General features: G+C 65.1%; 23 protein-coding genes. 7 read left to right on the forward strand and 16 right to left on the reverse strand.

Translation table 11 applies throughout. The annotated features are described in order from the left end of the window. Positions 1 to 271: 271 nt before the first annotated feature. Genes PVU19_RS11530 through PVU19_RS11540 form a run of 3 tightly spaced genes read left to right on the forward strand, consistent with a single transcriptional unit; the run spans position 272 to position 3,217 of the window. On the forward strand, positions 272 to 2,074 hold the full coding sequence (locus PVU19_RS11530; RefSeq protein WP_082237317.1) for a Tad domain-containing protein: 1,803 nt from the start codon (positions 272 to 274) through the stop codon (positions 2,072 to 2,074). Further along, positions 2,071 to 2,607, forward strand: coding sequence for a TadE/TadG family type IV pilus assembly protein (locus PVU19_RS11535; protein WP_050661237.1), 537 nt, complete (start codon positions 2,071 to 2,073; stop codon positions 2,605 to 2,607). The genes PVU19_RS11530 and PVU19_RS11535 overlap by 4 nt, the downstream gene beginning before the upstream one ends. Position 2,608: 1 nt before the next feature. Then, the gene (locus PVU19_RS11540) at positions 2,609 to 3,217 is read left to right on the forward strand and encodes a TadE/TadG family type IV pilus assembly protein (protein ID WP_050661238.1); all 609 of its coding nucleotides are present in this window, start codon (positions 2,609 to 2,611) and stop codon (positions 3,215 to 3,217) included. Positions 3,218 to 3,229: 12 nt separating this feature from the next. Here the strand turns inward: PVU19_RS11540 and PVU19_RS11545 are convergent, their stop codons facing one another. Then, entirely contained in the window at positions 3,230 to 3,712 is a 483-nt protein-coding gene (locus tag PVU19_RS11545; RefSeq protein ID WP_050661239.1) for a hypothetical protein, read from the reverse strand. A 155-nt stretch (positions 3,713 to 3,867) separates the two neighbouring features. On the opposite strand from PVU19_RS11545, the gene PVU19_RS11550 reads away from it, so the two are divergent. Next, positions 3,868 to 4,770, forward strand: a complete 903-nt coding sequence (locus PVU19_RS11550) for a pirin family protein (protein ID WP_050661240.1) — start codon at positions 3,868 to 3,870, stop codon at positions 4,768 to 4,770. Between the two features lie 65 nt (positions 4,771 to 4,835). Here the strand turns inward: PVU19_RS11550 and argE are convergent, their stop codons facing one another. Both argE and PVU19_RS11560 read right to left on the reverse strand, forming a co-directional pair. After that, on the reverse strand, positions 4,836 to 5,999 hold the full coding sequence (argE, locus tag PVU19_RS11555) for an acetylornithine deacetylase (protein ID WP_050661241.1): 1,164 nt from the start codon (positions 5,997 to 5,999) through the stop codon (positions 4,836 to 4,838). A gap of 2 nt (positions 6,000 to 6,001) precedes the next feature. Continuing rightward, the gene (locus PVU19_RS11560; protein ID WP_050661291.1) at positions 6,002 to 7,822 is read right to left on the reverse strand and encodes an ABC transporter ATP-binding protein; all 1,821 of its coding nucleotides are present in this window, start codon (positions 7,820 to 7,822) and stop codon (positions 6,002 to 6,004) included. A gap of 292 nt (positions 7,823 to 8,114) precedes the next feature. Here PVU19_RS11560 and PVU19_RS11565 point away from each other — a divergent pair, with 292 nt between their 5' ends. The 3 genes from PVU19_RS11565 (at position 8,115) to PVU19_RS11575 (ending at position 11,830) form a co-directional block, all read left to right on the forward strand. Then, positions 8,115 to 9,821 carry a peptide ABC transporter substrate-binding protein gene (locus tag PVU19_RS11565; protein ID WP_050661242.1) on the forward strand — a complete coding sequence of 569 codons (1,707 nt, stop codon included), beginning with the start codon at positions 8,115 to 8,117 and terminating at the stop codon, positions 9,819 to 9,821. Between the two features lie 76 nt (positions 9,822 to 9,897). After that, positions 9,898 to 10,905 carry an ABC transporter permease gene (locus tag PVU19_RS11570; RefSeq protein WP_050661243.1) on the forward strand — a complete coding sequence of 336 codons (1,008 nt, stop codon included), beginning with the start codon at positions 9,898 to 9,900 and terminating at the stop codon, positions 10,903 to 10,905. After that, positions 10,898 to 11,830 carry an ABC transporter permease gene (locus PVU19_RS11575; RefSeq protein ID WP_050661244.1) on the forward strand — a complete coding sequence of 311 codons (933 nt, stop codon included), beginning with the start codon at positions 10,898 to 10,900 and terminating at the stop codon, positions 11,828 to 11,830. Before PVU19_RS11570 ends, PVU19_RS11575 begins: the two co-directional genes overlap by 8 nt. Positions 11,831 to 12,126: 296 nt before the next feature. Here the strand turns inward: PVU19_RS11575 and PVU19_RS11580 are convergent, their stop codons facing one another. The 13 genes from PVU19_RS11580 to PVU19_RS11640 all read right to left on the reverse strand — a co-directional run bounded on the left by PVU19_RS11580 (position 12,127) and on the right by PVU19_RS11640 (position 22,972). Beyond that, a complete protein-coding gene (locus PVU19_RS11580; protein ID WP_050661245.1) occupies positions 12,127 to 16,128 on the reverse strand; it encodes a baseplate multidomain protein megatron in 4,002 nt (1,333 codons plus the stop codon). A gap of 3 nt (positions 16,129 to 16,131) precedes the next feature. Further along, a complete protein-coding gene (locus tag PVU19_RS11585; RefSeq protein WP_050661246.1) occupies positions 16,132 to 16,575 on the reverse strand; it encodes an NlpC/P60 family protein in 444 nt (147 codons plus the stop codon). Beyond that, positions 16,572 to 17,447: a DUF2163 domain-containing protein gene (locus tag PVU19_RS11590; RefSeq protein ID WP_050661247.1), complete on the reverse strand. Its 876-nt coding sequence runs from the start codon at positions 17,445 to 17,447 to the stop codon at positions 16,572 to 16,574. Before PVU19_RS11590 ends, PVU19_RS11585 begins: the two co-directional genes overlap by 4 nt. Beyond that, positions 17,444 to 18,076, reverse strand: coding sequence for a DUF2460 domain-containing protein (locus PVU19_RS11595; RefSeq protein WP_050661248.1), 633 nt, complete (start codon positions 18,074 to 18,076; stop codon positions 17,444 to 17,446). The genes PVU19_RS11590 and PVU19_RS11595 overlap by 4 nt, the downstream gene beginning before the upstream one ends. A 13-nt stretch (positions 18,077 to 18,089) precedes the next feature. After that, positions 18,090 to 18,749: a phage tail tape measure protein gene (locus PVU19_RS11600; RefSeq protein ID WP_050661249.1), complete on the reverse strand. Its 660-nt coding sequence runs from the start codon at positions 18,747 to 18,749 to the stop codon at positions 18,090 to 18,092. Continuing rightward, positions 18,742 to 18,948: a rcc01693 family protein gene (locus PVU19_RS11605; protein WP_050661250.1), complete on the reverse strand. Its 207-nt coding sequence runs from the start codon at positions 18,946 to 18,948 to the stop codon at positions 18,742 to 18,744. The genes PVU19_RS11600 and PVU19_RS11605 overlap by 8 nt, the downstream gene beginning before the upstream one ends. Continuing rightward, positions 18,945 to 19,268: a gene transfer agent family protein gene (locus PVU19_RS11610; protein ID WP_050661251.1), complete on the reverse strand. Its 324-nt coding sequence runs from the start codon at positions 19,266 to 19,268 to the stop codon at positions 18,945 to 18,947. The genes PVU19_RS11605 and PVU19_RS11610 overlap by 4 nt, the downstream gene beginning before the upstream one ends. A gap of 2 nt (positions 19,269 to 19,270) precedes the next feature. Beyond that, positions 19,271 to 19,684 carry a phage major tail protein, TP901-1 family gene (locus PVU19_RS11615; RefSeq protein WP_050661252.1) on the reverse strand — a complete coding sequence of 138 codons (414 nt, stop codon included), beginning with the start codon at positions 19,682 to 19,684 and terminating at the stop codon, positions 19,271 to 19,273. A 23-nt stretch (positions 19,685 to 19,707) separates the two neighbouring features. Further along, positions 19,708 to 20,121 carry a DUF3168 domain-containing protein gene (locus tag PVU19_RS11620; protein WP_050661253.1) on the reverse strand — a complete coding sequence of 138 codons (414 nt, stop codon included), beginning with the start codon at positions 20,119 to 20,121 and terminating at the stop codon, positions 19,708 to 19,710. Beyond that, complete coding sequence (locus tag PVU19_RS11625; RefSeq protein ID WP_050661254.1) at positions 20,118 to 20,453, reverse strand: head-tail adaptor protein; 336 nt, start codon at positions 20,451 to 20,453, stop codon at positions 20,118 to 20,120. The genes PVU19_RS11620 and PVU19_RS11625 overlap by 4 nt, the downstream gene beginning before the upstream one ends. After that, positions 20,453 to 21,052 carry a head-tail connector protein gene (locus tag PVU19_RS11630; RefSeq protein WP_050661255.1) on the reverse strand — a complete coding sequence of 200 codons (600 nt, stop codon included), beginning with the start codon at positions 21,050 to 21,052 and terminating at the stop codon, positions 20,453 to 20,455. Before PVU19_RS11630 ends, PVU19_RS11625 begins: the two co-directional genes overlap by 1 nt. A gap of 153 nt (positions 21,053 to 21,205) precedes the next feature. After that, positions 21,206 to 22,384 (reverse strand): phage major capsid protein, encoded by a 1,179-nt coding sequence (locus PVU19_RS11635; protein WP_050661256.1) that lies wholly within the window; start codon positions 22,382 to 22,384, stop codon positions 21,206 to 21,208. Positions 22,385 to 22,420: 36 nt separating this feature from the next. Beyond that, positions 22,421 to 22,972, reverse strand: coding sequence for an HK97 family phage prohead protease (locus tag PVU19_RS11640; protein ID WP_082237319.1), 552 nt, complete (start codon positions 22,970 to 22,972; stop codon positions 22,421 to 22,423). Positions 22,973 to 22,987: the final 15 nt, after the last annotated feature.

Consider the following 22,987-nt stretch of genomic DNA (forward strand, 5'->3'; position numbering starts at 1 on the left):
GGATGGTTAAGGGCTGTGCCACGATTGTCCACCCGTAACCTGATCCACGGCCTCCGTGGTCTTGCACAATCCCGAAACGCCCGGTTTGTCGCGCCAGAGGCAACGATAAACCCCGCTTTTCTATATTGTTGATTTAAATGAGTTAACTTTCGATTTCTGTCCCCTTTCGGCCATAATTCGACCATAATGAACTGGGATAGAGACCAATGGTGCATAATGTGTGCCAGCTTATGGTTTCGGGGGCCTTTGAGGTCATTAAGAGGTGATCAGAATGCGTGTAGAGCAAGCTCCGAGGAAACCGGGCCTGACCGCCCTGTTGAAAAATGGGACCGCGCTCGCCTCGCGGCCCATTCACAAGTTTCTGAACAAAGAGGATGGCTCCGTCACGGCCTTCTCGTTCGTCGTGTTCGTCATGATGCTCGTCATGGGCGGGATCGCCCTTGATACGATGCGTCAGGAAACCGCCCGTGCCAGCCTCCAGGCCACGCTCGACCGCGCAGTCCTAGCCGGCGCACAGGCCAGCACCAGCGCCCAGGCGCGCGACGTGATCGAGGATTACTTCGACAAGGCCGGGCTCGGCGCCTACCTGCTGGCCGAACAGGAAGACGAAATCGACATCAAGCTCAATTCCGCCAAGGTCAGCGCCCGCGCTGTGCGCATCGTCGATACCTACCTGATGAAATTCGCCGCTGTGGATCAACTCCAATCCTCCGCCGGTGCCACCGCCGAGGTCACGATCCCGAAACTCGAAGTCGCCATGGTGCTCGACAACTCCGGCTCGATGCAGGGCTCACGCATGACCGCACTGCGCCCCGCAGCGGTCGAATTCGTCCAGACGGTGATGGAAAACACCGAGGAACGCGACGCGGTTATCTCCATCGTGCCCTATAGCTGGTCCGTGTCCCCCCCGAAGAGCCTTTTCGAGGCGCTCAACGTCAGCACGACCCATCAATATTCGCGGTGCCTCGAATTCAGCGACGCGGATTACGACAGCGCCGCAATGAACCCGGCCACAGTCTATCAGCAGATGCTCTACACCTCCAAGCGCGGCACCACGTTCGGGGATCTGTCCAACGATTCGTTCGCGTGGGGGTCAGGCGACACTTACAACCAGACCTGCTATCCCGAGGACTTCTTTCAGATCCTGCCCTACGCCACCAAGCAATCCGTGATCGAGGGTAAGATCAACTCCCTGCAGGCCGCCGGCAGTACCAGCACCAACGAGGGCATCAAGTGGGGCGCAGCCCTGCTCGACCCCGCTTTCGCACCGGTCGTGACCGCCTTGCAGGTGACCAAGACCAAGATCGACGGAAACGGAAATACGGTGACGTATCACGATGTTGATCCGCTGCTGAGCAACATGCCCGCCACCTATGATACCGGCGACACGCTCAAGGTGATGCTGGTCATGAGCGACGGCAAGAACGACTATAGCTACCGGCTGCCGGCTCAGTATCGTGGCGAAAACTCCAACCTCTATGAGGTGACCTACCAAGAGCAGGAGTTTCACTACCTTTATGATCGTTACGACACCAGCCGCCGCTGGTACGGCAGCCAGTACGAGCAATACTGCAGCTGGTCACGTTACGATTGCAAGTATCGCGCATCTGGCGGTCAAACCACCTCCTTCTTTCTCTACAGCCCGCACTATGATGACTTTTACAACACGGAAACCGGCGCGACTTTCCAGAACAGCGACATTACCAACATACCTGGCTACATATCGCATGAGCGCATTGACTGGGATATTGCGTGGGGCCTGATGACGCCCGAATACTACAAGAACAAGACAGGCAGCTGGGGCCCTTACAACGAATTCGGGTCCTCCGGGAGCAAAGCGATCACCCCGGGCAAGAAGGACGCGCAGATGGAGGACATCTGCGACGCCGCCAATGCTGCGGGGATCACGATCTACACGGTGGCGTTCGAAATGGGCAGTCAGGCCAGCGCGGCGAACAAACTGCGCGACTGCGCCTCGACCACCTCGCACCATTTCAACGCGACCACGTTCAACATCAAGACCGTGTTCAACACCATCGCGGTCAACGTCAAGCAGTTGAGGCTGACCCAATGACACGGTCCTTCGCACGGCGCGTACGCCGATACCTGCGGGACGAAAAGGGCACCGCCTCGCTCGAATTCGTGATGGTGGCCCCGCTCTTCTTCTCGTTCATGTTCTTTTCGATCGAACTGGGTTTCGTGACGCTGCGCGCAACCATGCTGGAACGCGGTCTCGACATCGCGGTCCGCGAAATCCGCCTCGGCACAGGCAGTGCGCCGCAACATGACGACATCAAGGATATCATCTGCGACAATTCGCTGATCATCCCCGATTGCGCAAACAAGCTGCGCCTCGAAATGGTCCCGACCGACCTACGCAACTTTACCCAGCTTGATCCGTCTCCGGATTGCACCGATGCCGCCGATGAATCCAAGCCGCTGCGTGAATTTACCCCCGGCGGGGAAAACCAGCTTATGATGCTGCGCGCCTGCGCCAAGTATACCCCCATCTACCCGTCGCAATGGCTGGGCCGCGCGGTGTTCAAGGATCCCAATGGCGAGGCGCTTATCGTTGCCACCAGTGCCTTTGTGCAGGAGCCGATTTGATATGAAACCTTCCCTTTTGAAGCGACTGTTCGGATCATTCTGGTCGGACGAACGCGGCACCGCCGCCCTCGAGACCGTGATCATGGCCCCGTTCCTGACGATCGGCCTGTTCTTTTCCTACGAGGCCTATGGCGCCTTCCGCCAGCAAAGCCTGACCGAGAAAGCGACCTACACGATCGCCGACATCCTTTCGCGCGAGCAGAACAACGGCACGCCGATTGACGACACCTATGTCGACAACGCGAAAACGCTTTTCAACGACCTGACGCGCTCCGACATCGGCCAGTTGCGGATCACCGTCGTCCGCCGTCACCTCGACCCTGACAACAATGTGGATTTCTTCGAATTGCGCTGGTCGGAACTCCGCGGTGACGGGGCGTTCCAGGAAATGACTCAGGCGATGGTCCAGGATGCCGATGATTTCTTTCCGGCCATGCTCAACGGTCAGGAAATGATCCTCGTCGAAAGCCTGTCGCCTTACCGGCCGTCCGTCACGCTTGGCGGTGTGTTCCGTGAATTTCCGATCGAGGCGCGGATGTTCATGACGCTGCGTTTCGCACCGCAACTGTGCCACATCGACGTCTGCAACACCAGCAACACGACCAGCTAAGACAGCCCTCGATCAATCGGTCCCGCGCTGCGTGATGCGTTCCTGAATCATCTCGGCCATGACCTTGGCCGGGGTGCCGGGCGTCACGCCGCCCACACCTACGCGCCGCCCGATCCGCCACCAGATTCCCGGCTCCCAGGCAAACGGACCCTTGCGGCTGAGCTTGAGCATGAAGCCGTTAGACGGCTTGAAGGCGAACGCCCCCCGGTCCACCCCGATAATCTCTTCCATGTCCGCCACCACGCGCCCGTCGCTGCATGTCAGACCCGCAGGCGACAGCACCAGCCGCAACGTGGTCGCTTGCCACATCCGTTGCGCCAGCCACAGCGCCCCGGTGCCGAACCCCACCATGAAGACCTGCCAACCCACGCTTGGGGATTGCACCAGCGCGAGATAGAGCAGGATCAGGCCCAGCCCCGCCACGGACCCCACGCCGATCACCCGCCGCCCCGCCGAAGCGGTCAGCACCACCTGCACGTCTTCATCGTCAATCATCGCGCGTCTCCCTTTAACCCGCGCGTTTACCCCGCCTGCCCCGGCTTGGCGAGGGGGATCGTCAAAAACGCACAGCCGCCCTTTGCCTGCGAACAGACCGCCCCCTGCCGCCGCGCGGCACGCATGCTTATCTATGGGTCTGAAAGGAGACACCCATGTCGATCAGACCCGTTCTCGAGACCCGCCCCGCGCAGCCCACGATGGAGGGCGCAGGCGTGCACCTGCACCGCGCCTTCGGCTTTCACGACCCGTCAGAGCTTGACCCGTTCTTGCTGTTTGACGATTTCCGCAACGATGATCCGGCGCGCTATGCCAAGGGCTTCCCGTGGCACCCGCATCGCGGCATCGAGACGATCACCTATGTCCTCGAAGGCGCGGTGGCGCATGGCGACAGCCTCGGCAACACGGGCACTTTGGGCGCGGGCGATGTGCAATGGATGACCGCCGGGTCGGGCATCCTGCATCAGGAAATGCCGCGCGGTAACGCGCAGGGCCAGATGCACGGCTTTCAGCTTTGGGCCAACCTGCCCGCCTCGCTCAAGATGACCGCGCCGCGCTATCAGGATGTGACATCTCCCGATATCCCTGAGATCATCGACGATGACGGCACCCGCGTGCGGGTGATCGTAGGCGAATTCTGGGGCAGGCGCGGCCCGGTGGACGGCATTGCCGCCGACCCGCAATATCTCGATATATCGGTGCCTCCGGGAGTGCGGAAAACCTTCCGCGTCGACACCTACCGGCGCAGCTTTGCTTATGTCTTCGCCGGGTCCGGGGCCTTTGCCGATGCCTCGCAGCCAACCGGCGTGCTGCTGGAAAAAGAGGTGGCGGGACAGGAGCTCCATCTGCGCGACCCGTCAGGGGACCGGACGCTGGTGCGCTTCGGCACCGGCGACGAGGTCACCGTGCAGGCGGGCGAGGATGGCGTGCGCTTTCTGCTGATCTCGGGCGCGCCCCTGCAAGAGCCAGTGGCGTGGCACGGCCCGATCGTGATGAACACACAAGATGAATTGCGTCAGGCCATGAGAGAGTTGCGCGATGGCAGTTTCATCAAATAACGCGTTTGATGCGGCGAATCGGTCCCGGGATTTCCGGGCCATTCGCGCATCGGCCGGGGCTGGCCTCAGCCCCGCAATTTCTCGACCAGCCGTCGCATGAAATCATGCCCCGCGTCGAACTGCGCCACGGTGATGAACTCGTCCGGCTGATGCGCCTGCGCGATGTCGCCCGGCCCGCAGATCACCGCCGAATAGCCGCGCTCCTGAAATTGACCGGCTTCGGTGCCATAGCTGACCACGTGGCGGCCATTGTCGCCGGTGATCTGCCGCGCCAGCCCCTCCGCCGCGCCGCCCTCTTCCGGCTGCAACCCCGGCACGCGGAACTTGCGGCGCAGCTCGATCCGCGTGTCGGGATGCACCGCCTGCATCTCGGCCTCGGCCTCCGCGACCCGCGCCTCGAACCGCGCGCCCCACTCCTCGGGGTCCTCACCCGGCACGACGCGGAAATCCATGCCGAAGCGGCAGTCCTTTGCGGTGATGTTATGCGCCGTCCCGCCCGAGATCTGGCCGACATGCAGCGTCGTCCAGGGCGGCTCGAACATTGACCCCAGTTCCGACGGCGTGCGCGCCCGGTCTTCGGCGTTTTGCTGATTGGCCCAGTCGATCAGCGGCGCGGCAGCCATGATCGCGTTGACGCCCCGGTGCATGATCGAGCTGTGGACCTCGAAGCCCACCACATGCACGTCGTAGCCCAGACCACCCTTGTGGCCGGTCACCGCCTGCAGGGTCGACGGCTCTCCGATGATCGCAAGCTCCGCGCGTGGCAAGACCTCCAGCATCCGCTCGATCATCGGCGGCGCACCGACGCAGCCCACCTCCTCGTCATAGCTCAGCGCCAGTTGAAGGGGCCGCGCCACACCCAGCAGATGCGCCTCGACCAGCGCCCAGATGGCGAGCGCGTCAAAGCCCTTCATATCGACACAACCGCGCCCGAAATACTTGCCGTCCCGCTCCTCCACGGTAAACGGGTCAGAGGTCCACGGCTGGCCATCCACCGGCACCACGTCGGTATGCCCCGACAGAACCACACCGCCCTCGACCTCCGGTCCGACATGGGCGAACAGCGCGGCCTTCTCCCCGGTCTCGTCATAATGGCGATGCGCGGTGATGCCATGCTCGCGCAGATAGTCCTCGACCCAATCCACCAGCGGCAGATTGCTGTCACGGCTCACGGTGGGAAAGCTCACGAGCTTGCTCATCAGCTCGACCGGCGTCAGTCTTTGGGTCATGATCAATAGCCGCTTTCCGAGGTCAGCACGAAATGGCCCGGGTCCACCTCTTTATACTCCGACGGCCCCGGCTCGTATCCCACCGGATGGATCGGCGAAGGGATTGGCTTGAAATTCAAATCCTTCTCGGATTTGCGGCGGCGCGGATCGGCGACCGGCACGGCCTTCATCAACGCCTGCGTATAGGGGTGCTGCGGGTTTTCGAAGACGGCGGCGCGTGGCCCCCGCTCGACGATCCGGCCCAGATACATCACGCCGACATCGTGGCTCACCCGCTCGACCACCGCCATGTCATGGCTGATGAAGAGATAACTCAGCCCCAGTTCGGCCTGCAATTCCATCATCAGGTTCAGCACCTGCGCCTGCACGCTCACGTCAAGCGCGCTCACCGCCTCATCGGCCACGATCAGCTTGGGGTTCAGCGCCAGCGCGCGGGCAATCGCCACGCGCTGCCGCTGCCCGCCCGACAACTCATGCGGAAAGCGCCGCAAAAACGAGCGCGGCAACTCCACCCGATCAAACAGCATCGCCACCCGGTCATCCATTTCCGACCGGCTCACAAGGCCGTAATTGCGCATCGGCTCGGCTACCTGATCGGCCAGCTTCATCTGCGGGTTGAGGCTCGCGAACGGGTCCTGAAAGACCATTTGCATATCGACCCGGGCTTTTCGCAAATCCCCGGGGTCGAGCGCGATGATATCGGTGCCATCCAGCACCACCTCGCCCGCCATCGGCTCCACCAGCCGCAGGATCGACCGCCCGGCGGTGGATTTCCCGCACCCGCTCTCGCCCACAAGGCTCAGCGTGCGGCCCTTGGCGAGCGAAAAGGACAGATCCTCGACCGCATGCACATTCGCCACCGTCCGGCGAAAAAACCCGCCCTTCACGGCGAACCGCGTGGTCAGCCCCTTGACGTGCAACAGCTCCTCGTCACTGCCCTCGATCGGCTTGATATCCTGCGCATCCGCGCCCACCAGCTTCATCGGTTCGGGATAGGCTTTGCCGCGCATCTCGCCCAGCTTCGGCACGGCGGCCAGCAGCGCCTTGGTATAATCATGCTGAGGCGCCTCAAAGATCTGCTCGACGGTGCCCTCCTCGACCTTGTTGCCGCGGAACATCACGACAACCCGGTCGGCCATCTGCGCAACCACCGCCATATCATGCGTGATAAAGATCACCGCCGTCCCGGTGTCGCGCTTCAAGCGGTCCATCAGCGCCAGGATCTCGGCCTGAATGGTCACATCAAGCGCCGTCGTCGGCTCGTCCGCGATCAGAAGGCGCGGCTTGCAGGCGAGCGCCATGGCGATCACCACCCGCTGCCGCATCCCCCCCGACAGCTCATGCGGATACTGATCGAGACGGCGCTCCGGCTCGGGGATGCGCACCTCCTTCAAAAGCTCCAGCGCCCGCGCACGGGCCTGCCGCTTGTCCATACCGCGATGCACGCGCAGCCCCTCGGACAGCTGCCGCCCCACGGTGAACACAGGGTTGAGCGCGGTCATAGGCTCCTGAAAGATCATCCCGATCTCATTGCCCCGGATCGTGCGCATCAGCCCCTGTTCGGTCTGCACAAGATCGACCTCGCCCCCCTCGCGGCGATCAAATAGCATCCGCCCGCCCGCGATGGTGCCGCCGCCATATTCGATAAGCCGCATCAGCGACAGCGACGACACCGACTTGCCCGATCCCGATTCGCCCACGATGCAGACGGTCTCGCCGGGATTGACCTCAAAGGACACATCCTCGACCCCCACCACCGGGCCATCCTTGGTCTCGAAGGTGACCCGAAGATTCTCGATCCGGGCAATCGGGGTATCCAGCATGCGGCGCGGCCTTTTCTCATCCATGAAGGGCAATGCCGAAACGCTACTCACTTTCTGGGTTCAGTGTCAAACCATGTGCATCCGATCACGTCAGATTGCCTGAATCGCAGAACGCGCCCCTTGCTTTTTGCCGGAATCCGGTCTGTGATGCACGAACCGGCGGGGATGCGGTGCGGGTACAAGCGTGTGCCCCGGTCCTCTTTTCCGCCACGCCAAGCCCGGCAAACAGTCGGCAAAACCGAAAACGAGATGGCCGAACCAGAGCTGTCCAACACCGGAGGAAGTAAACCCCATGACCCTGAAATCCCTGCTTCTCGGGGCAACCGCTGCGTCGTGCCTTGGCCTTGCGGCCCATGCCGAACGCGGTGCCGACGGCCATGTCAACGTGATCTACTGGCAGGCGCCGTCGATCATGAACCCCTACCTGTCCGGCGGCACCAAGGAGATCGAGGCGGCGAGCCTCGTGATCGAACCGCTCGGGCGCTACAACGAGAAAGGCGAGATGGTTCCGTATCTCGTCGAGGAAATCCCCACCGTCGAGAACGGCGGCGTCGCCGAGGACCTCAAGTCGATCACCTGGAAGATCAAGCCGGGGCTGACATGGTCCGACGGCACGGCCTTCACCGCCACGGACGTGAAATTCACCGCCGATTACTGCATGAACCCCGAAGGCGGCTGCGCGCAGCTTGCCAAGTTCGAGGGCGTGGAGTCGGTCGAGGTGATCGACGACCTGACCGTGAAGGTCAATTTCGCCGACGCCCAACCCAACCCCTACGGCCCCTTCATGGGCGGCCAATCCCCGATTATCCAGGCCGCGCAATATGCCGAATGCACCGGCGCACGCGCCTCGGAATGCGCCGAGGAAAACTTTGCCCCCATCGGCACCGGACCGTTCAAGGTGGACGAATTCCGCCCCAATGACGTGATCTCGCTCTCGGCCAATCCCGAGTATCGCGACCCCGAGAAGCCCGCCTTTGCCACCATGACCTTCAAGGGCGGCGGCGATGCCACGGCGGCGGGCCGCGCGGTGCTGGAAACCGGCGAATTCGACTATGCCTGGAATCTGCAGCTTGCGCCCGACGTGATCGCCAACATGGAAGAGGCAGGCCAGGGCGAGGCGCTTGCCGCTTTCGGCACGCTCGTGGAGCGGATCGAGGTCAACCTGACCGATCCCTCGCCCGACCTGCCCGAGGGCGAACGCGCCACGGCGGCGCATCCGCACCCGTTCCTCACCGACCCGGCAGTGCGTCAGGCGCTCTCGATGGCGATCGACCGAGAATTGCTCACGGAGATCGGATATGGTCAGGCGGGCAAGCCGACCTGCAACTGGGTCCCCGGCCCGGATATCTACGCCTCCGACAATACCGAATGCCTGACGCATGATATCGAAGGGGCCAAGGCGCTGCTCGACGAGGCCGGCTGGACCGACAGCAACGGCAACGGCGTGCGCGACAAGGACGGCGTGGAACTCTCGCTGCTGTTCCAGACCTCGACCAATGCCGTGCGCCAGGATTTTCAGGCGCTGATCAAGCAGTGGTGGTCGGAGATCGGCGTCGAGACGGAACTGCGCAACATCTCGGCCTCGGTGTTCTTCGGCGGCGATCCGGGTAGCCCGGACACCTTCCAGAAGTTCTATGCCGATGTGGAGATGTACGCCAACCTCTTCGATGGCACCGACCCGCAGAACTATCTCGCCTCGCGCACCTGCGGCAAGGCCCCGCGCCCCGAGAGCCAGTGGCAGGGCGAGAACATCAACCGCTTCTGCGACCCGGAATATGACGAACTGGTCAAGGAGCTGGGCCGCACGGCGGACCTGAACGAGCGGGCCGAGATCGCCATCAAGCTCAACAACATGATCACCAGAGACGCCAACGTGATCATTCCCCTCGTTCACCGTGGCCGAGTCTCGGCCAAGTCCAACACCCTGGGCGGCGTGGTGCTAAACGTGTGGGATACCGAGCTGTGGAACGCGGCTGACTGGTACCGCATCAAGGAGTGATCCGGCCCGTGCCGGATAAGGGCCGGGCGCATGCCCGGCCCCTCTTTTCATTGAATACCCCGCAGAGGCGCCGCACATGCTGACTTTTACGATCCGACGGCTCGTGCTCTCGATCCCCACGCTGCTATTCATCAGCCTCGTGATCTTCCTGCTGCTCGAACTCGCCCCCGGCGACCCGATGGCGCAGGTGCCGCTGACCGTGCCGCCCGAGGTCAAGGAACGCATGCGCGAGGCACTGGGCCTGGGCGAGCCGACCCATGTGCGCTTTTTCAAATGGATGTATCAGTTCTTCGTGGTCGAGCCGATGCTGCTCTTCGACCACATCTTCGGCACCGCCTTCGCCGAAGGCCAGCAGCGCGTGCTCAGCTGGCAGTTCCGCTCGCCGGTCATGGACGTGATCGTGCAGCGCATGCCGCAGACCTTGTGGGTTGTGGCGATGTCCTATGTGGTGGGCATCCTCATTGCGCTCCCCATCGGCATCTACTCCGCCTACCGGCAATATTCGCTCTTCGATCAGGCGGGCACGTTCATCACCATGGTGGGCTACTCGGTGCCGCCGTTCTTCTCGGGCGTGCTGGTGATCGTGATCTTCTCGGTGCAGCTTGGTTGGCTGCCCTCGATCTACGACACCACGCTCGAGGTGGTGGATTGGGAGACATTCAAGAAACAGATCCTGCAAATGGTCATGCCGGTGATGGTGCTGGCCCTGCAGACCACGGCGCAGATCAGCCGTTTCATGCGCGCCTCGATGCTCGACAATCTCAACCAGGATTATGTGCGCACCGCCCGCGCCAAGGGGCTGTCGGAATGGGCGGTCGTCATGGTGCATGTGCTCCGCAACTCGATGATCCCGGTGGTGACCGTGATCGCCCTCGGGGTTCCTTACATCTTCGGCGGCGCGATCATCACCGAGCAGATCTTCAAGGTGAACGGCCTTGGCCAACTGCTGATCACCGCCATTCAGGCCAATGACCTGCCGATGGTGCAGACCGTGACCTTCATGATCGCGGTGCTCATCGTGTTCTTCAATATCGTCGCAGACGTGCTCTATGGCGTGCTCGACCCGAGGATCCGCTATGACTGACACCCCCAAACCGATCACCGCCCTCGCGGATGAGGGCCCGACCGCCCCGCCGCGCAGCCATTGGCGCGATGTCTGGGACCAGTTCAAAAGCCACCGCGGCGCGCTCGCCGGTGGGCTGGTTTTGTTGTTCATCATCCTCGCGGTGTTCCTCGGACCCTATATCTGGCCCTATGACGCCACCTATATCGACATCCGCTCGCGCAATCAGGGGCCCACTCTCGCGCATCCGTTCGGCACCGATCAGTTGGGCCGCGATACGCTGGCGCGGATGCTGGAAGGCGGGCGCACCTCGATTGCCGTGGGACTGACGGCGATGCTGCTGGCGCTGGTGCTGGGCTCGCTGATCGGGGTTCTGGCCGGGTTCTTCCGTCGCCTCGACGGACCGCTCATGCGCTTTACCGACCTCTTCTTGTCGCTGCCGCTGCTGCCGCTGCTCTTGGTGATGGTGCTTCTGTTCCGCGAGGCGCTGAACGGCATGTTCGGCCCTGAAATGGGCATCTTCATCCTGATCGTGGTGGCCATCGGCGTGACCAGCTGGATGCCCACGGCGCGGATCGTGCGCGGCGACGTGCTGGCCCTGAAAGAGCGCGAATTCATCCTCGCCGCCCGCTCCATCGGGACCACGAATTTCAACCTCATCACCCGTCATATCTTGCCCAACGTGATGTCGCCGATCATGGTCTCGGCCACGCTTGGCATCGCCAATGCGATCATCACCGAAAGCGCACTGTCGTTTCTCGGCCTCGGCTTTCCACCCGATTTCCCGACCTGGGGGCGGCTGCTGAACGACGCCACGCAATACCTGCAGGACTACCCCGAACGGGTGTTCTGGCCCGGCCTCGCGATCTCGCTCACGGTGCTTTCGATCAACTACATGGGCGACGGCCTGCGCGACGCGCTCGATCCGCGCATCCGGGGGCGCTAGGGCCTTGCTGCCAGGCACAGGGTAAAAGGTGGCCGGCGCGGGCCGGTTATGGCCTGGTGCTGCCGTTGAAGTTCAACCCAAGGCGCGGAACGCGCCGCCGCGCAGCGCCCGACCGCCCCCCCGGGCGGGCGCTTTTTCAACGTCGCAAACCCGCGTAATCGTTGCAGTATTTTGCTGCCATAAAGCGCGCCCCACTGAGGTTGCAACGCCCACCCGCGGTCGGGCACCGCGCGGCTTGTCCCTGAAACGGCAATGGTAGCAACAGCCCAAACTTGCCTCCAATCCGGCCCCCTAAATCACAGCTCCAACCCCGCGAACCGCCCCGGCCCGAAACTGGCCGAAACCTGCGCCACTTCGATCCGCTTACCCGCATCCGGTCCATCGGCTACCCTCGCAGCCGCCGGGTAGGTCCACACCGGGGCCTCCACCACTACCTCGCGCAACACCTCAACCCCGCGCCGCACCCGCAGCAGATAGCCCTCACTCTCCTCGCCAAGCGGCACCTCGGGCGTGTCCCACCGATCGCCGCCAACCCGCGTCCGCCTGATCCACGTCACCCGCAGATCACCGCCCGCCTCCACCGCCCGCAGATGCACCGGCGCATAGGGCCGCAGACCCACCCCGTCAAAGGCGATCACCGCATGGCCGAAACTCGGATCATCCACCGGCCGCCCCCCCGGCCCGATCCGGTAATGCCGCGCCTGCCCGCGCTGCGCCTCGGCAAGCTCGATCTGCTGCGGCACGCCATCCAACCGCACGAGGATCGCGCCCACCGGCCACACCCCGGCCCCTTCGGTCCCCAACTGCCCGCGCAACCGGTGCCGCAGGATATAGGTCTCAGGTGCCACCAGTTCGGCATCGCGGAACTGGAACAACTCCCATCCCCCCGGCGTGCCATCCCCGATGGCGCACAGATTGGCCCCGTTCAGCAGCGCCGCCTCGCTCACGCTCTCCAGCGTCCCAAAGCGCATCCGCACGAACAGCCCCTCGCCCCGGTCCACCAGCCCGCTGCGCGCCGGGAAAAGCGGCGTCTCGGTCAGCCCCACCGTGCTGCGCGCCGCGATCAGCGTATTGAGCCGGTAATTGGCATCCTCGTCCGAGGCATAGACCGCCGCCGTGCCCGGCCAGGGATTGGCGGTGACCGCGAGATGCGGCGCATGCGGCACCTCCTCCCCCGTGAGCAGCGGCAAATCCAGAAAAAGCGGCGTCACCGGCCCCGGCGCGCTGAACGGGCGCAAGCGGGCCGGAGCATCCCCGATCAATATGGGGCGGAAACTCTCAGGCTCGATCCGCACCGCATCGACGCGCTGCGCGTTGCCCATTTGCTCCACCCGGTCGATGCGGAACCGCGCGCCGCCCTCGCCCTCGGGCAACTCGATCACATCCCCCGCCCCAGTGGCTAATTGCGAGGGCGGCAGCGTCAGGCGCAACGTGTCCACCGACACCCGCGCCTCCGAGAGCCACCGTTCCACCACCTGCCGCCCCTCGGCCCGCGTCAGCGCCAGCGGCATTTCCGACATCGCCACCGCATGGGTCACCTCATCCGGCAAGATCGCCTCTTCCGAGATCGCCTCGAAATCGCCATCCGCCTCCAAAAAGCGCAGCCGCACCCGGCCCGCCAGTTCCAGATCACTGCCGCGCGTCTGCTCGATCACACCGCCCAGTTCCGGGTCGCGCACCACGCGCGCCAGATCGACCATGTGATCGGCCCGCCCGTCGCGGCGGCGGAATTGCAAAACGCCGCCGCGCTCGATCGCATCCACCCCATGCGCCAGCATCAGCGGTTGCAGCGCCGCGCGCGCCTCGCTCACCTGATCGACCAGATAGCCCCGCACGAAACCCAGATTTGCCGGTGCCTCAAGCGCCGTGACACCCGCACGCCCACTGAGTTCCGCGATCACATCGGCCAGCCTGCGCCCGCTCACCCGCCCCGAAATCCAATGCCCCCGCGCATAGTTCCCGCCATCCGACCACAACTCGAGATTGGCGGGAAAATAGGGATAGGGCCGCGCGTCCCAGGCCCAGACATAGGCGTGATCCATGTCGATCATCCGCCCCTCGAAGTCCTCTGACGCAGGGTTGCGCACGGGATCGGCCCAATACCCCGCCATCGCCCGCAGATATTGCAGTTGGATCAACTCATCCCGTTGCCCGGTGGAATGACGCGGCAGGCGCGACTCCGACGATTTCGGATCGAGAAACTTGTTGGGCTCATTCGTGCCCTTGTCCACCGCCGCGCAGCCATATTCGGTAAAGCGGATCGGCTTGGACTGCGGCTCCCATGCGGTGGGCGTGGCGCGCCGCGCCGCCCCAACCCGCTCGAAATGCCGGTTCTCCCACCAGCTTCGCAGATCCTTGAACCGCCAGATCCACGGCTCGCCATAGGCCTCATCGGTGATCGGCACCCGGCGCTGTGCCGCACGCGCCTCGGGGCTGGGATAGAACCAGTCATAGCCCTCGCCGCCCTCGATATTGGCGTGCAGATAATCCAGATCGTAGATCGACGGCCAGGCATCCGCATCCAGATGCGCATCCCCCTCACGCCAATCGCTGAGCGGCATGTAATTGTCGATCCCGAGAAAGTCGATATTCTCATTCGACCAGAGCGGATCAAGATGAAAGAACCGGTCGCCGTCCCCCGGCTGATAGCCGAAATATTCCGACCAGTCGGCGGCATAGCTGATCTTGACCTCTGGTCCCAGCAGGCTGCGCACCTCCGCCGCCAGATCAATCAACTGCGCCACCGCCGGAAAGCTGTTCCCCTCACCCCGGATCTGCGTGAGACTGCGCATTTCCGAGCCGATGCAAAAGCTTTCGACACCGCCCACGGCGGCACAGAGCGCCGCCTGATGCAGGATGAACCGCCGGTAAGACCACTCATCCGGTCCATGATAGGCCACCGGGCTGCGCTTTACCGCGCCGCCGAAACTCAGCAGGTCGAGCACCCCTGCCCCCGCCTGCTCCACCGGCTGCGCCGCAATTGGCGTCACGGTAAAATCCGCCGCCCGCGCGGTGCCGAAAAACGCCGCCACCTCGGCCTCCGCCGCTGCCGTCTGATCCGGGCTGCCGTCCTGTCCCGGTGCCTTCGAGGTGGTGATCCGCCCGCGCCAAGGCAGCACCGGCTGATCGCCTGCATCGCTCCACGGATCGGGCAGCCCATTGCCCGGCATCTGCTCCATCAGGATGAACGGGTAATAAAGCACCTCCTGCCCCGCCTGTTGCAGGGCGAGAATGGCCTCGATCACCGCCTGATCGGTGGGTGTGCCGCCATAAACCTCGCGACCGTCGCCATCCTTCGGCACCTCCCCCGCCTGCGCACGGCGCAGCCCCGACACCTCCCACGGCATGTTGGAGGCATCGAACTGCTTTTGCTCCACACGCGGGCGAATCCGGCACGCGCCACAGCGCAGATCATCCCCGAACCAACTCACCACCAGCGACGCCGCATGACAGGCGGGCAACTCCCCGGTCAGCCCTTCGAGGGCGGTCACGAAATCGGACTGCTCCGAGGGCGTGTTCACGTTGGCGACGCCCGACGACCCGAACCCGAAATCCATCGTGACCGGGGTCGTCGCCAGCACATATTCCCCGCTGCCCGGCAACAGCGCCACGCCGCGCACCGCGCGCACCGGGTCAAGATCCGCGCCCGGCGTCTCGGCCTGCGACGGGCGGCAGACCTCGAAACTGAACTGCGGCACGCGGTTGCCAAATTGCGAGATATCCAGATCCTCGATCACCACATAGGCGGTGCCGCGATAGGCAGGCACGTTGCCCGCCCCCTCCACCGCCTCGATCTTGGGGTCGGGCAGTTGGTCGCGCGAGCCGGGATAGGCGCGCATGTTCAGCCCCGAAAAGGACACCTCGGTGCCATCCGCCCAGACCCGCGCCACGCGGGAAATCTCTCCCTCGCAGAGCGCGAGTGCGAGGCTCACCGAATAGCCAACCTGTCGCGTGTCGGGCGTGGCGGGGCGCGGGCTGCCCTTGCCGCCGCCCCGGTTGCCTTGCGTCACGGTGACATTCTGGCGAAACTCGGTGGCCCAGATCACCTGACCACCCACGCGCATGCGCCCGTAAACTTGGCTGATCGCGTCGCCCTCGCCCGCGCCGGTCAGGCGCAACCGGCTGACGCGGCCGGTCTCGACCACCTCCGACCCCTGCCCCAGCAGCCGCTGATCGATCGACCGCCCGATGACGGCCCCCGCAAACCGCCCGATCGCCACCGACGACAGCCCCAAGACAGAGCCACCCACGGCCCCACCAATCGCCGCCCCGGCAGCGGATAACAGAATGGTTGCCATGGCTCAGCCCTCCTCGGGAAATTGAAATCGCGCCACGATGCGCCGCCGCCAGGGCGCGCTCAGCGCGGTCTCGACCACGCCATGCCCCGAATAGGCGTGGATGAACGTGGCCCGCGCGCCGGTCTCGGCCACGATGCCCAGATGCTTGGCAACCGACCCTTCGCGCATACGAAAGAGGATCACGTCACCCGGTCCCTCTTCGCGCAATGCCTTGGCCCGCAGATGCCGCGCGGCGGCCTGCCACAGCGCCTCCTGCCGGGCCGGTTCCGCCCAGTCCATCGAATAGGCCGGCGGGCGCTCGGGCTCATCGCCCCTGACCTCACGCCAGATCCCCCGCACCAAGCCGAGGCAATCGCAACCCGCCCCACGACAGGCCGCCTGATGCCGGTAAGGCGTGCCGATCCAGCCCCGCGCCGCCGCCACGATCCGCGCCCCCTGCCCGCTCACCTGCGACTCCCGCCATCCAGTGCCGGGCTCTTTGTTGGATCGGTGATCGTCCAGTCATCACCGGGAATATCCGGGAACCCCTGAAAATTCAGCAGGTTGTCGAACTTGAACTGACAGGTGGACATCCGCTTGTCACACCCCGCCTCGATCCGCAGCGCATCGCCCGCCACCACCTGCGCGCCCAAAGGCTGCCATAGCTCGATCACCCGGCCCATGCCCTCCACACGGTCGCGCTTGATCAACCCAATCAGCCCCGTGGCGGCACCGCTCAACACCCGGATCACCCCGTGCCGAAACCAATCCTCCTCGAACCCACCCACCTCGCCAAAGCGAAACACGCGGGTCTCCTCCACCACCTCGGCAGGACGCTCAGAAACATACCCCGGCGTATCCAGATCAAACGTGCAATCGCGATCCCCCAGAACAGCACTGCAACTCTTCTGATAGACCCGCCCCAAAGACACGTTGAGCGCATCCGTCAACCCGCGCAATTCCGCCTCAAAGGCCCCGCCTGCGCGTCGCAACTCGCCAATCGTGCCGGCAAAGATCAGCGCCCGCGCCGCCACGTCCTGCCAATTCACCAGCCAGGCGCGCAACTCCGCCCCGTCATAGCGCCCGGCCTCGATATCGGCCTCGCGAATGGCCGCGTCGCTCAGCGCGCCCAGCGCCTCGGTATTGTCCACCGACAGCCCGGTCGACTGCTGCACCGCCAGCGCGCTCAGCCCGGTATCGGGGCGAAACGCGACCCCCTCGAACGCCAACGCCCGGTCGTGATCGGTGAACCCCATCACCACCCCGTCGCGCCGTGTCAGCGCCCAACAGCGGCAGGTGGTCGTCACGCCCGTTCCCATATGCGCCAACAGCCCGCTCATACCCGGATCTCCACCACCGGCACATTGGGCACTTCTCCTGCCTGAAAACTGGCAAGGCTGGTCTGGATGCGGTCGGTATCGAACCGCACCGGCACGTCGAACTCATAGCCCGCGGTGATCGCCACATCACGATTGGGCGGCTCGGAAAACGTGACAATGCCGGTGGCCGTATCCACCTCGTAATGCACCCCCTCGCGCATCTCGACATTCGAGAGCCCCATGCGCACGCTGCCCTGCACCGGCTTGACGATGGGCCGCACCGCCACCTGCTCGCCCGAGCGGTAGGTCTTGACCAGTTGAAACGCCACCGTCGCATCATCGCCAAACCCGATCTCCTGATCGCGGTAATCCGGCGTGGCCTTGGCCTTCCCCGATTTGAAATCGGTCCAGTCTTTCCAGCGAAAGCCAAAAAGCTGCCCGCGCCGCGCCTCAAAGAACGCGATCAGCGCCTCGACATCGTCGAGCGAGCGCAGCGCCACCCCCGCATCATAGCGCCTGCGCGCCTGTGCCCAGGGCGTGTTGCGCTCCTCGAACCCGTTGGCGAGCGTGACGATATCCGTCAACCGCTCCGGCCCGCCAAGCGAGCCGAAACTCAGGCTCGCCGGAAATCTGACCTCGTGAAATCCCATGTCCCGCTCCCTTTCAGCGATTACGCCCGCCGCGCCCGATCACGCGGCCCAGCTGCGCCGCGATCTGCCCCTGGCTGCGGCGAAACCCGTCCACATCCGGCGTCTGGATATTCATCACCACGCTGACACCCCCGCCGCCCTGCGCGCGCACGCCCAAACGCCCGTCAGGACCACGGCTCAGCGGCATGATCGCCTCCGGCCCTGCCTCACCCATCAGCCCGGTGCCACCGCGCATCGGAAACGTCACCGGCCCGCTCACAATCCCGCCAGTGGCAAAGGGCTGCACCCGCCCCTGCGAGAAACTCGCCCCCTTGGCGAACGGAAACAGCCCCTGCACGAGGCCCCCAACCCCTTGCGCGATCAGCCCGCCCAATTGGTCCGTGACGGGGCGCGTCGCGTCATTGAAGGCGGTATTGACCATGATCGTCGCCAGCCTGCGCAGGCTGTCCGACAGGCTGTCCCCCTCCACCACCGCACCCCGCAGGGCCGAGCGCAGGCCCCGGCTCAGCCCCCGGTCGAGCGTCTGCACATCCTGGCCCGCGCTCGCGAAACCGCCCCGCACCCGGCCCAGTTCCGCATTGAACGCCGCCGCCATGCCGGTGGCCTGCCCCAGTGCATCGTCGAGTGCGGTGATCTGCGCCTCCAGATCGTCGGCGCGCTCCAGCTCATCCATCGCTCATCTCTCCTTGCTCATCGGGAAAGGCGCTGAGCAGCGCCTCCAGCCCGTCCCGCGCCATCGGGCGCACGCCCTCGCGCTCGCCCAGCATCAGCCGCAACTCCACCGGCGTAAGCGCCCAGAATTCGGCGGGCTTCAGGCCAAGCCCCTGCATCCCCGCCCGCATCAGCGCAGGCCAGTCGAACCGGTCCCTCACCCGTCCGCCCCGGGCAGGGCAAAGGCCCGCGCCAGCAACTCCGCCGCAGCCCGCGCCGCCGCCAGCGGCCCGCCCTCGATCTCGGCACTCAGCAAATCCGCCGCAGCACCGTGCCAACCGCCGCCGCGCAGCCCCGCGACGATCAGCGCCAGCACATCGCGGCTGGAAAACGCCCCCTCCTCGAACCGCGCCACCAGATCGACGAGCGAGCCTTGGTCCAGCGCCGCCTCCAACTCGGCCAGCGCCCCCAGCGTGAGCCGCATCACATGCCGCTCGCCGCCGATCACCAGCGCCACCTCGCCTGCCCAGGGGTTCGCCATGCTCAGAGCACCGTAAAGCTCAGCCGCCCCGCCGAGGCGAGGCCCAGCTCATAGGTCGCCTCGCCGTCATGGGTGCCGCCATATTCGATCGCCGTCACCTGAAACGGCCCCTCGATGGTGCCGAAATCCGGGATCACCACCTGAAAATCCGGCATCTCCCCGTCAAAGAAGAGCTGCCGCGCGCGCTCATCGCTCGCCGCATCCCGAAAAACACCGGAGCCACTGATGCTGGCCGATTTCACACCGGCCCCGGCCAGCAATTCGCGCCAGCCCCCGGCCGACTCGAGGCTTGTCACATCGACGCTCTCGGCGTTGAAACTCACCCGCGTGGCCCGCAGCCCCGCCACCGTCTGGAAATTACCGCTGCCGTTGAGGTCGATCTTGATCAGCAGGTCCTTGCCGTTCTGCACTGCCATTGGTCTTACTCCATCATCTTGGGTTAGGCGCCGTCATCGACACGCGCACGAAAAGTCAGGTCGATCCGGCGACGGCTCCCACGGGTCTCGCGTCGGGCCCGCGCACGCCAGAACTGCACCGCCACGGCGCGCCCTCGGTTGAGCGTCATCTCCGCCCCCTCCAGCGCGTCGCTCACGGCACCCGCCACCTGTTTTGCCTCGAGAAACCCCGCCGCCTCGCTGACCACCGTCACCGTCAGCCGGTGCCACGCGCCCGCCGCAGTGCCATCGCCGCGCGCCCGCGCATCCTCGGGGCCAAGCGTCACGTAAAGCGGCGGCACAGCGCCATTGGGCACCGCGTCATAAATCGCGTCACCCAGCAAAGCGGCCAAAGCCGCATCCCCGCGCAACCGCTCGAACACCGCCTGTTGCAACGCCGCCGCCACGCCGTAACTCATGTCACCACCTCCTCTTCGGCCCAGAGCGTGAGAAACCGCCCCCCTGCGTCCTGCTCGGTCACCGACAGGATGGTGAAAATCCGCGCGCCATCGCGCAGCCGCTGCCCCGGTTCGGGGCGCTGCGGGCTGCCTTGCGGCGTGGCGCGCACGGTGATCCGAAACGCCGCCCGCGCGACGCTCACCCCCTCGCCCTCGGTCTCACGGCCCGTGCGCGCACGCACTTCCGCCCAAAGCGTGCCGCGCGGCTGCCAGGTCTCATTGAACCCGCCAGCCCCGTCGGGGCTGCGCACCGCCGCCTCCAGCACGAGGGGCCGGTTGAGCCGCACCGCCATCACCGCGCGCCCCCACCAAGCAAACGCACCGTGCGATAGCGCTCGATCAGGCTCGACACACCGAACGGCATGCAGCCGCCGCTCAGCCCGGTCTCGTGGCGATACTCGTAGTAATGCGCCGCCAGCATCAGCACCGCCTGCGCCAGATCCGACGGCATATCGGCCCAGCCCGCGCCATAGCCCGCGCGGAACACGATCTCGGCCACGCCCCCCGGCGCGATCGACGGCAGAAACCGGCCCGCCGGGCGCAACACCGGGCGATGCGCATCCCGCTCCAACCGGTAGAGCGCAGGCGCGATCACCTCTTCCTCGTCGTCGCGATTGCGCAACGCCAGCCGCAGGATCGCACTCACCGGGGCCACCGGCAGCGCCTGCCCCTCGGCATCGCGCCAGCCGCTCAGCACCCAGGAAAAGTCGCGCTCCAGCAACACCTTGCCGGTGCGCGCCTCGATCGCCGCCAGCGCGGCCCGCAGGAAACTCTCCAATACGGGGTCCTGGATATCGCCATCCGAAAACCCCGTCCCCAGCCGCAGATGCGCCTTGAATTCCGCCAGCGGCAGCGCGGCCAGGGGCACCGCGGTCTCTTCCATCAACATCATGGACCTACTCCATATATCCCGGACCCCTCCGGTGAGTGAGGCGCGCGCCGCCCGGCGTTGCACGGACGGAGGGGGGTGACTGAACAACGCCGTATCAAAGGCCACGCGCGCCCCGGACGGGGGCCAAGCCGCCCCCGCCCCGATCACCGCCCCTTACGAGACGGCGAACCGCAACAGCTTGATCGCCTTGAAATCGCTGACATCGCCGCCCACGCGCTTGGTCGCGTAAAACAGCACATGCGGCTTGGCGCTGTAGGGATCGCGCAACACCCGCAGATCGGGGCGCTCGGCCACCGTATAGCCCGCGCCGAAATCACCGAAGGCAATGGCATCCGCCCCGCTCGCAATATCCGGCATGTCCTCGGCGATCAGCACCGGATAGCCCAAGAGCCGCGCAGGCTCTCCGGCCGCCAGACCGTCCGACCACAGGAACCGCCCATCGGCATCCTTCATCTTGCGCACGGCCCCGGCGGTGCGCGAATTCATCACAAAAGTGGCATACGCGCGGTATTGCGCCCCCAGCGCATAAACCAGGTCGATGATCGGATCGGGCCCGCCGATATCACCGTCCGCGCCCGTGGGCACATAGCCCAGATTGCCCCAGGCCCAGACCTCGTTATCGACCGCCGGATGCGTCAGGAACCCGCGCGGCTTGTCCACCCCGTCGCCCGCGATGAACGCCGCCGCCTCGGCGCGCGCGAACTTGTCGGCGATGCGCCCCGCCAGCCAGCCCTCGACATCAAAGGCACTGTCATCGAGCAGCCGCTGCGACGCCTTGGGCAGCGCGCTCAACTCGTGCAGCGGGATACTGATGCGGTCGATGATCGGCGTGTCGCTCTCGGCCACGGCGCCGGTCTCGGTGGCCCAGCCATGGCCCACATCGGCATGGTCAATGAGCACGTCAAAGCTCGTGGCCTCGACCGCCACCACATTGGCCACGGCACGAATCGACGCGGTCGAGCTCAGCACCGAACGGATCGTCTCGGCTGTCTGCGGGTCGACCAGATACCCGCCCTCACCGGCGACCGAGGTATTGAGCGCCTTGCCCTCAAGCTCCAGCCCGCGCAGCCCGTCATCGTCCCCCGCCCGCAGATAAGCATCAAAAGCTTTGCGATGCGGGGCGCCTGCGTCGGCAGCGGCGGCCAGATGCGGGCGCGCCATGGCGATTGTCTTGCGTTCAAACATGGTCATCTTCTCTTCCTGCTGTTGAAGCCGTTTGTGAATCTCGGACTGAAAGCCCTTGAATTCGCTCAGAAACCCCGCCACGGCGGTGCTCACCTCTGCCGCCGGAGACAGATCTTCCCCGGCCCGAGCCTGCGCTTGGGTTGTCATCGTTTTTCCCTTCAGCTTGGTCTGGTCGCGCGGGGGTTACATCCGCGCCATCTCCCGGCGGGCCGCGTCGAACACAGCCGCCAAATCACGCAAGGTCTCGTCCGCCGGGCGCTCGCCCTTGGCCGCCACCCGCGCACTGGGCAGCATCGGAAAGGTCACCAGCGACACCTCCCAAAGCTCCAGTTCCTGCAAGAGCCTGCGGCCCTTGTCCCCCTTGGTCGCGCGCAGCGTCCGGTACCCGATGCTCAGCCCGTCAATCGCGCCCGCCGCGATCAGCGCCACCGCCTCGCGCGCACGTCCGACGCTCTCCAGCAAGCGGCCCTTCACATACAGGCCGCGCGCATCCTCGCGCACCTCGTCCCAGATGCCGATCGGCTGCGCCGGATCGTGCTGCCACAGCATCTTGACGCGCCGCCCCTCGGCGGTCAGCCGCTTCAGGCTCGCGGCATAGGCCCCCTTGGCCACCACGTCCCCGCCCTGATCGGGCGCGTCAAAGAGGCTCGCATAGCCCTCGATCCGCCCCTCGTCGGTCACGCTCAGCGCCGCGCCCTCGGGTCGCGCGAACTTGCGCTCAAGTCCGTTCTCCATCCACCTCATCCTTTC

Origin of the sequence: Roseovarius tolerans, from assembly GCF_028885395.1 — a bacterium.
GTDB classification, from domain to species: domain Bacteria; phylum Pseudomonadota; class Alphaproteobacteria; order Rhodobacterales; family Rhodobacteraceae; genus Roseovarius; species Roseovarius tolerans.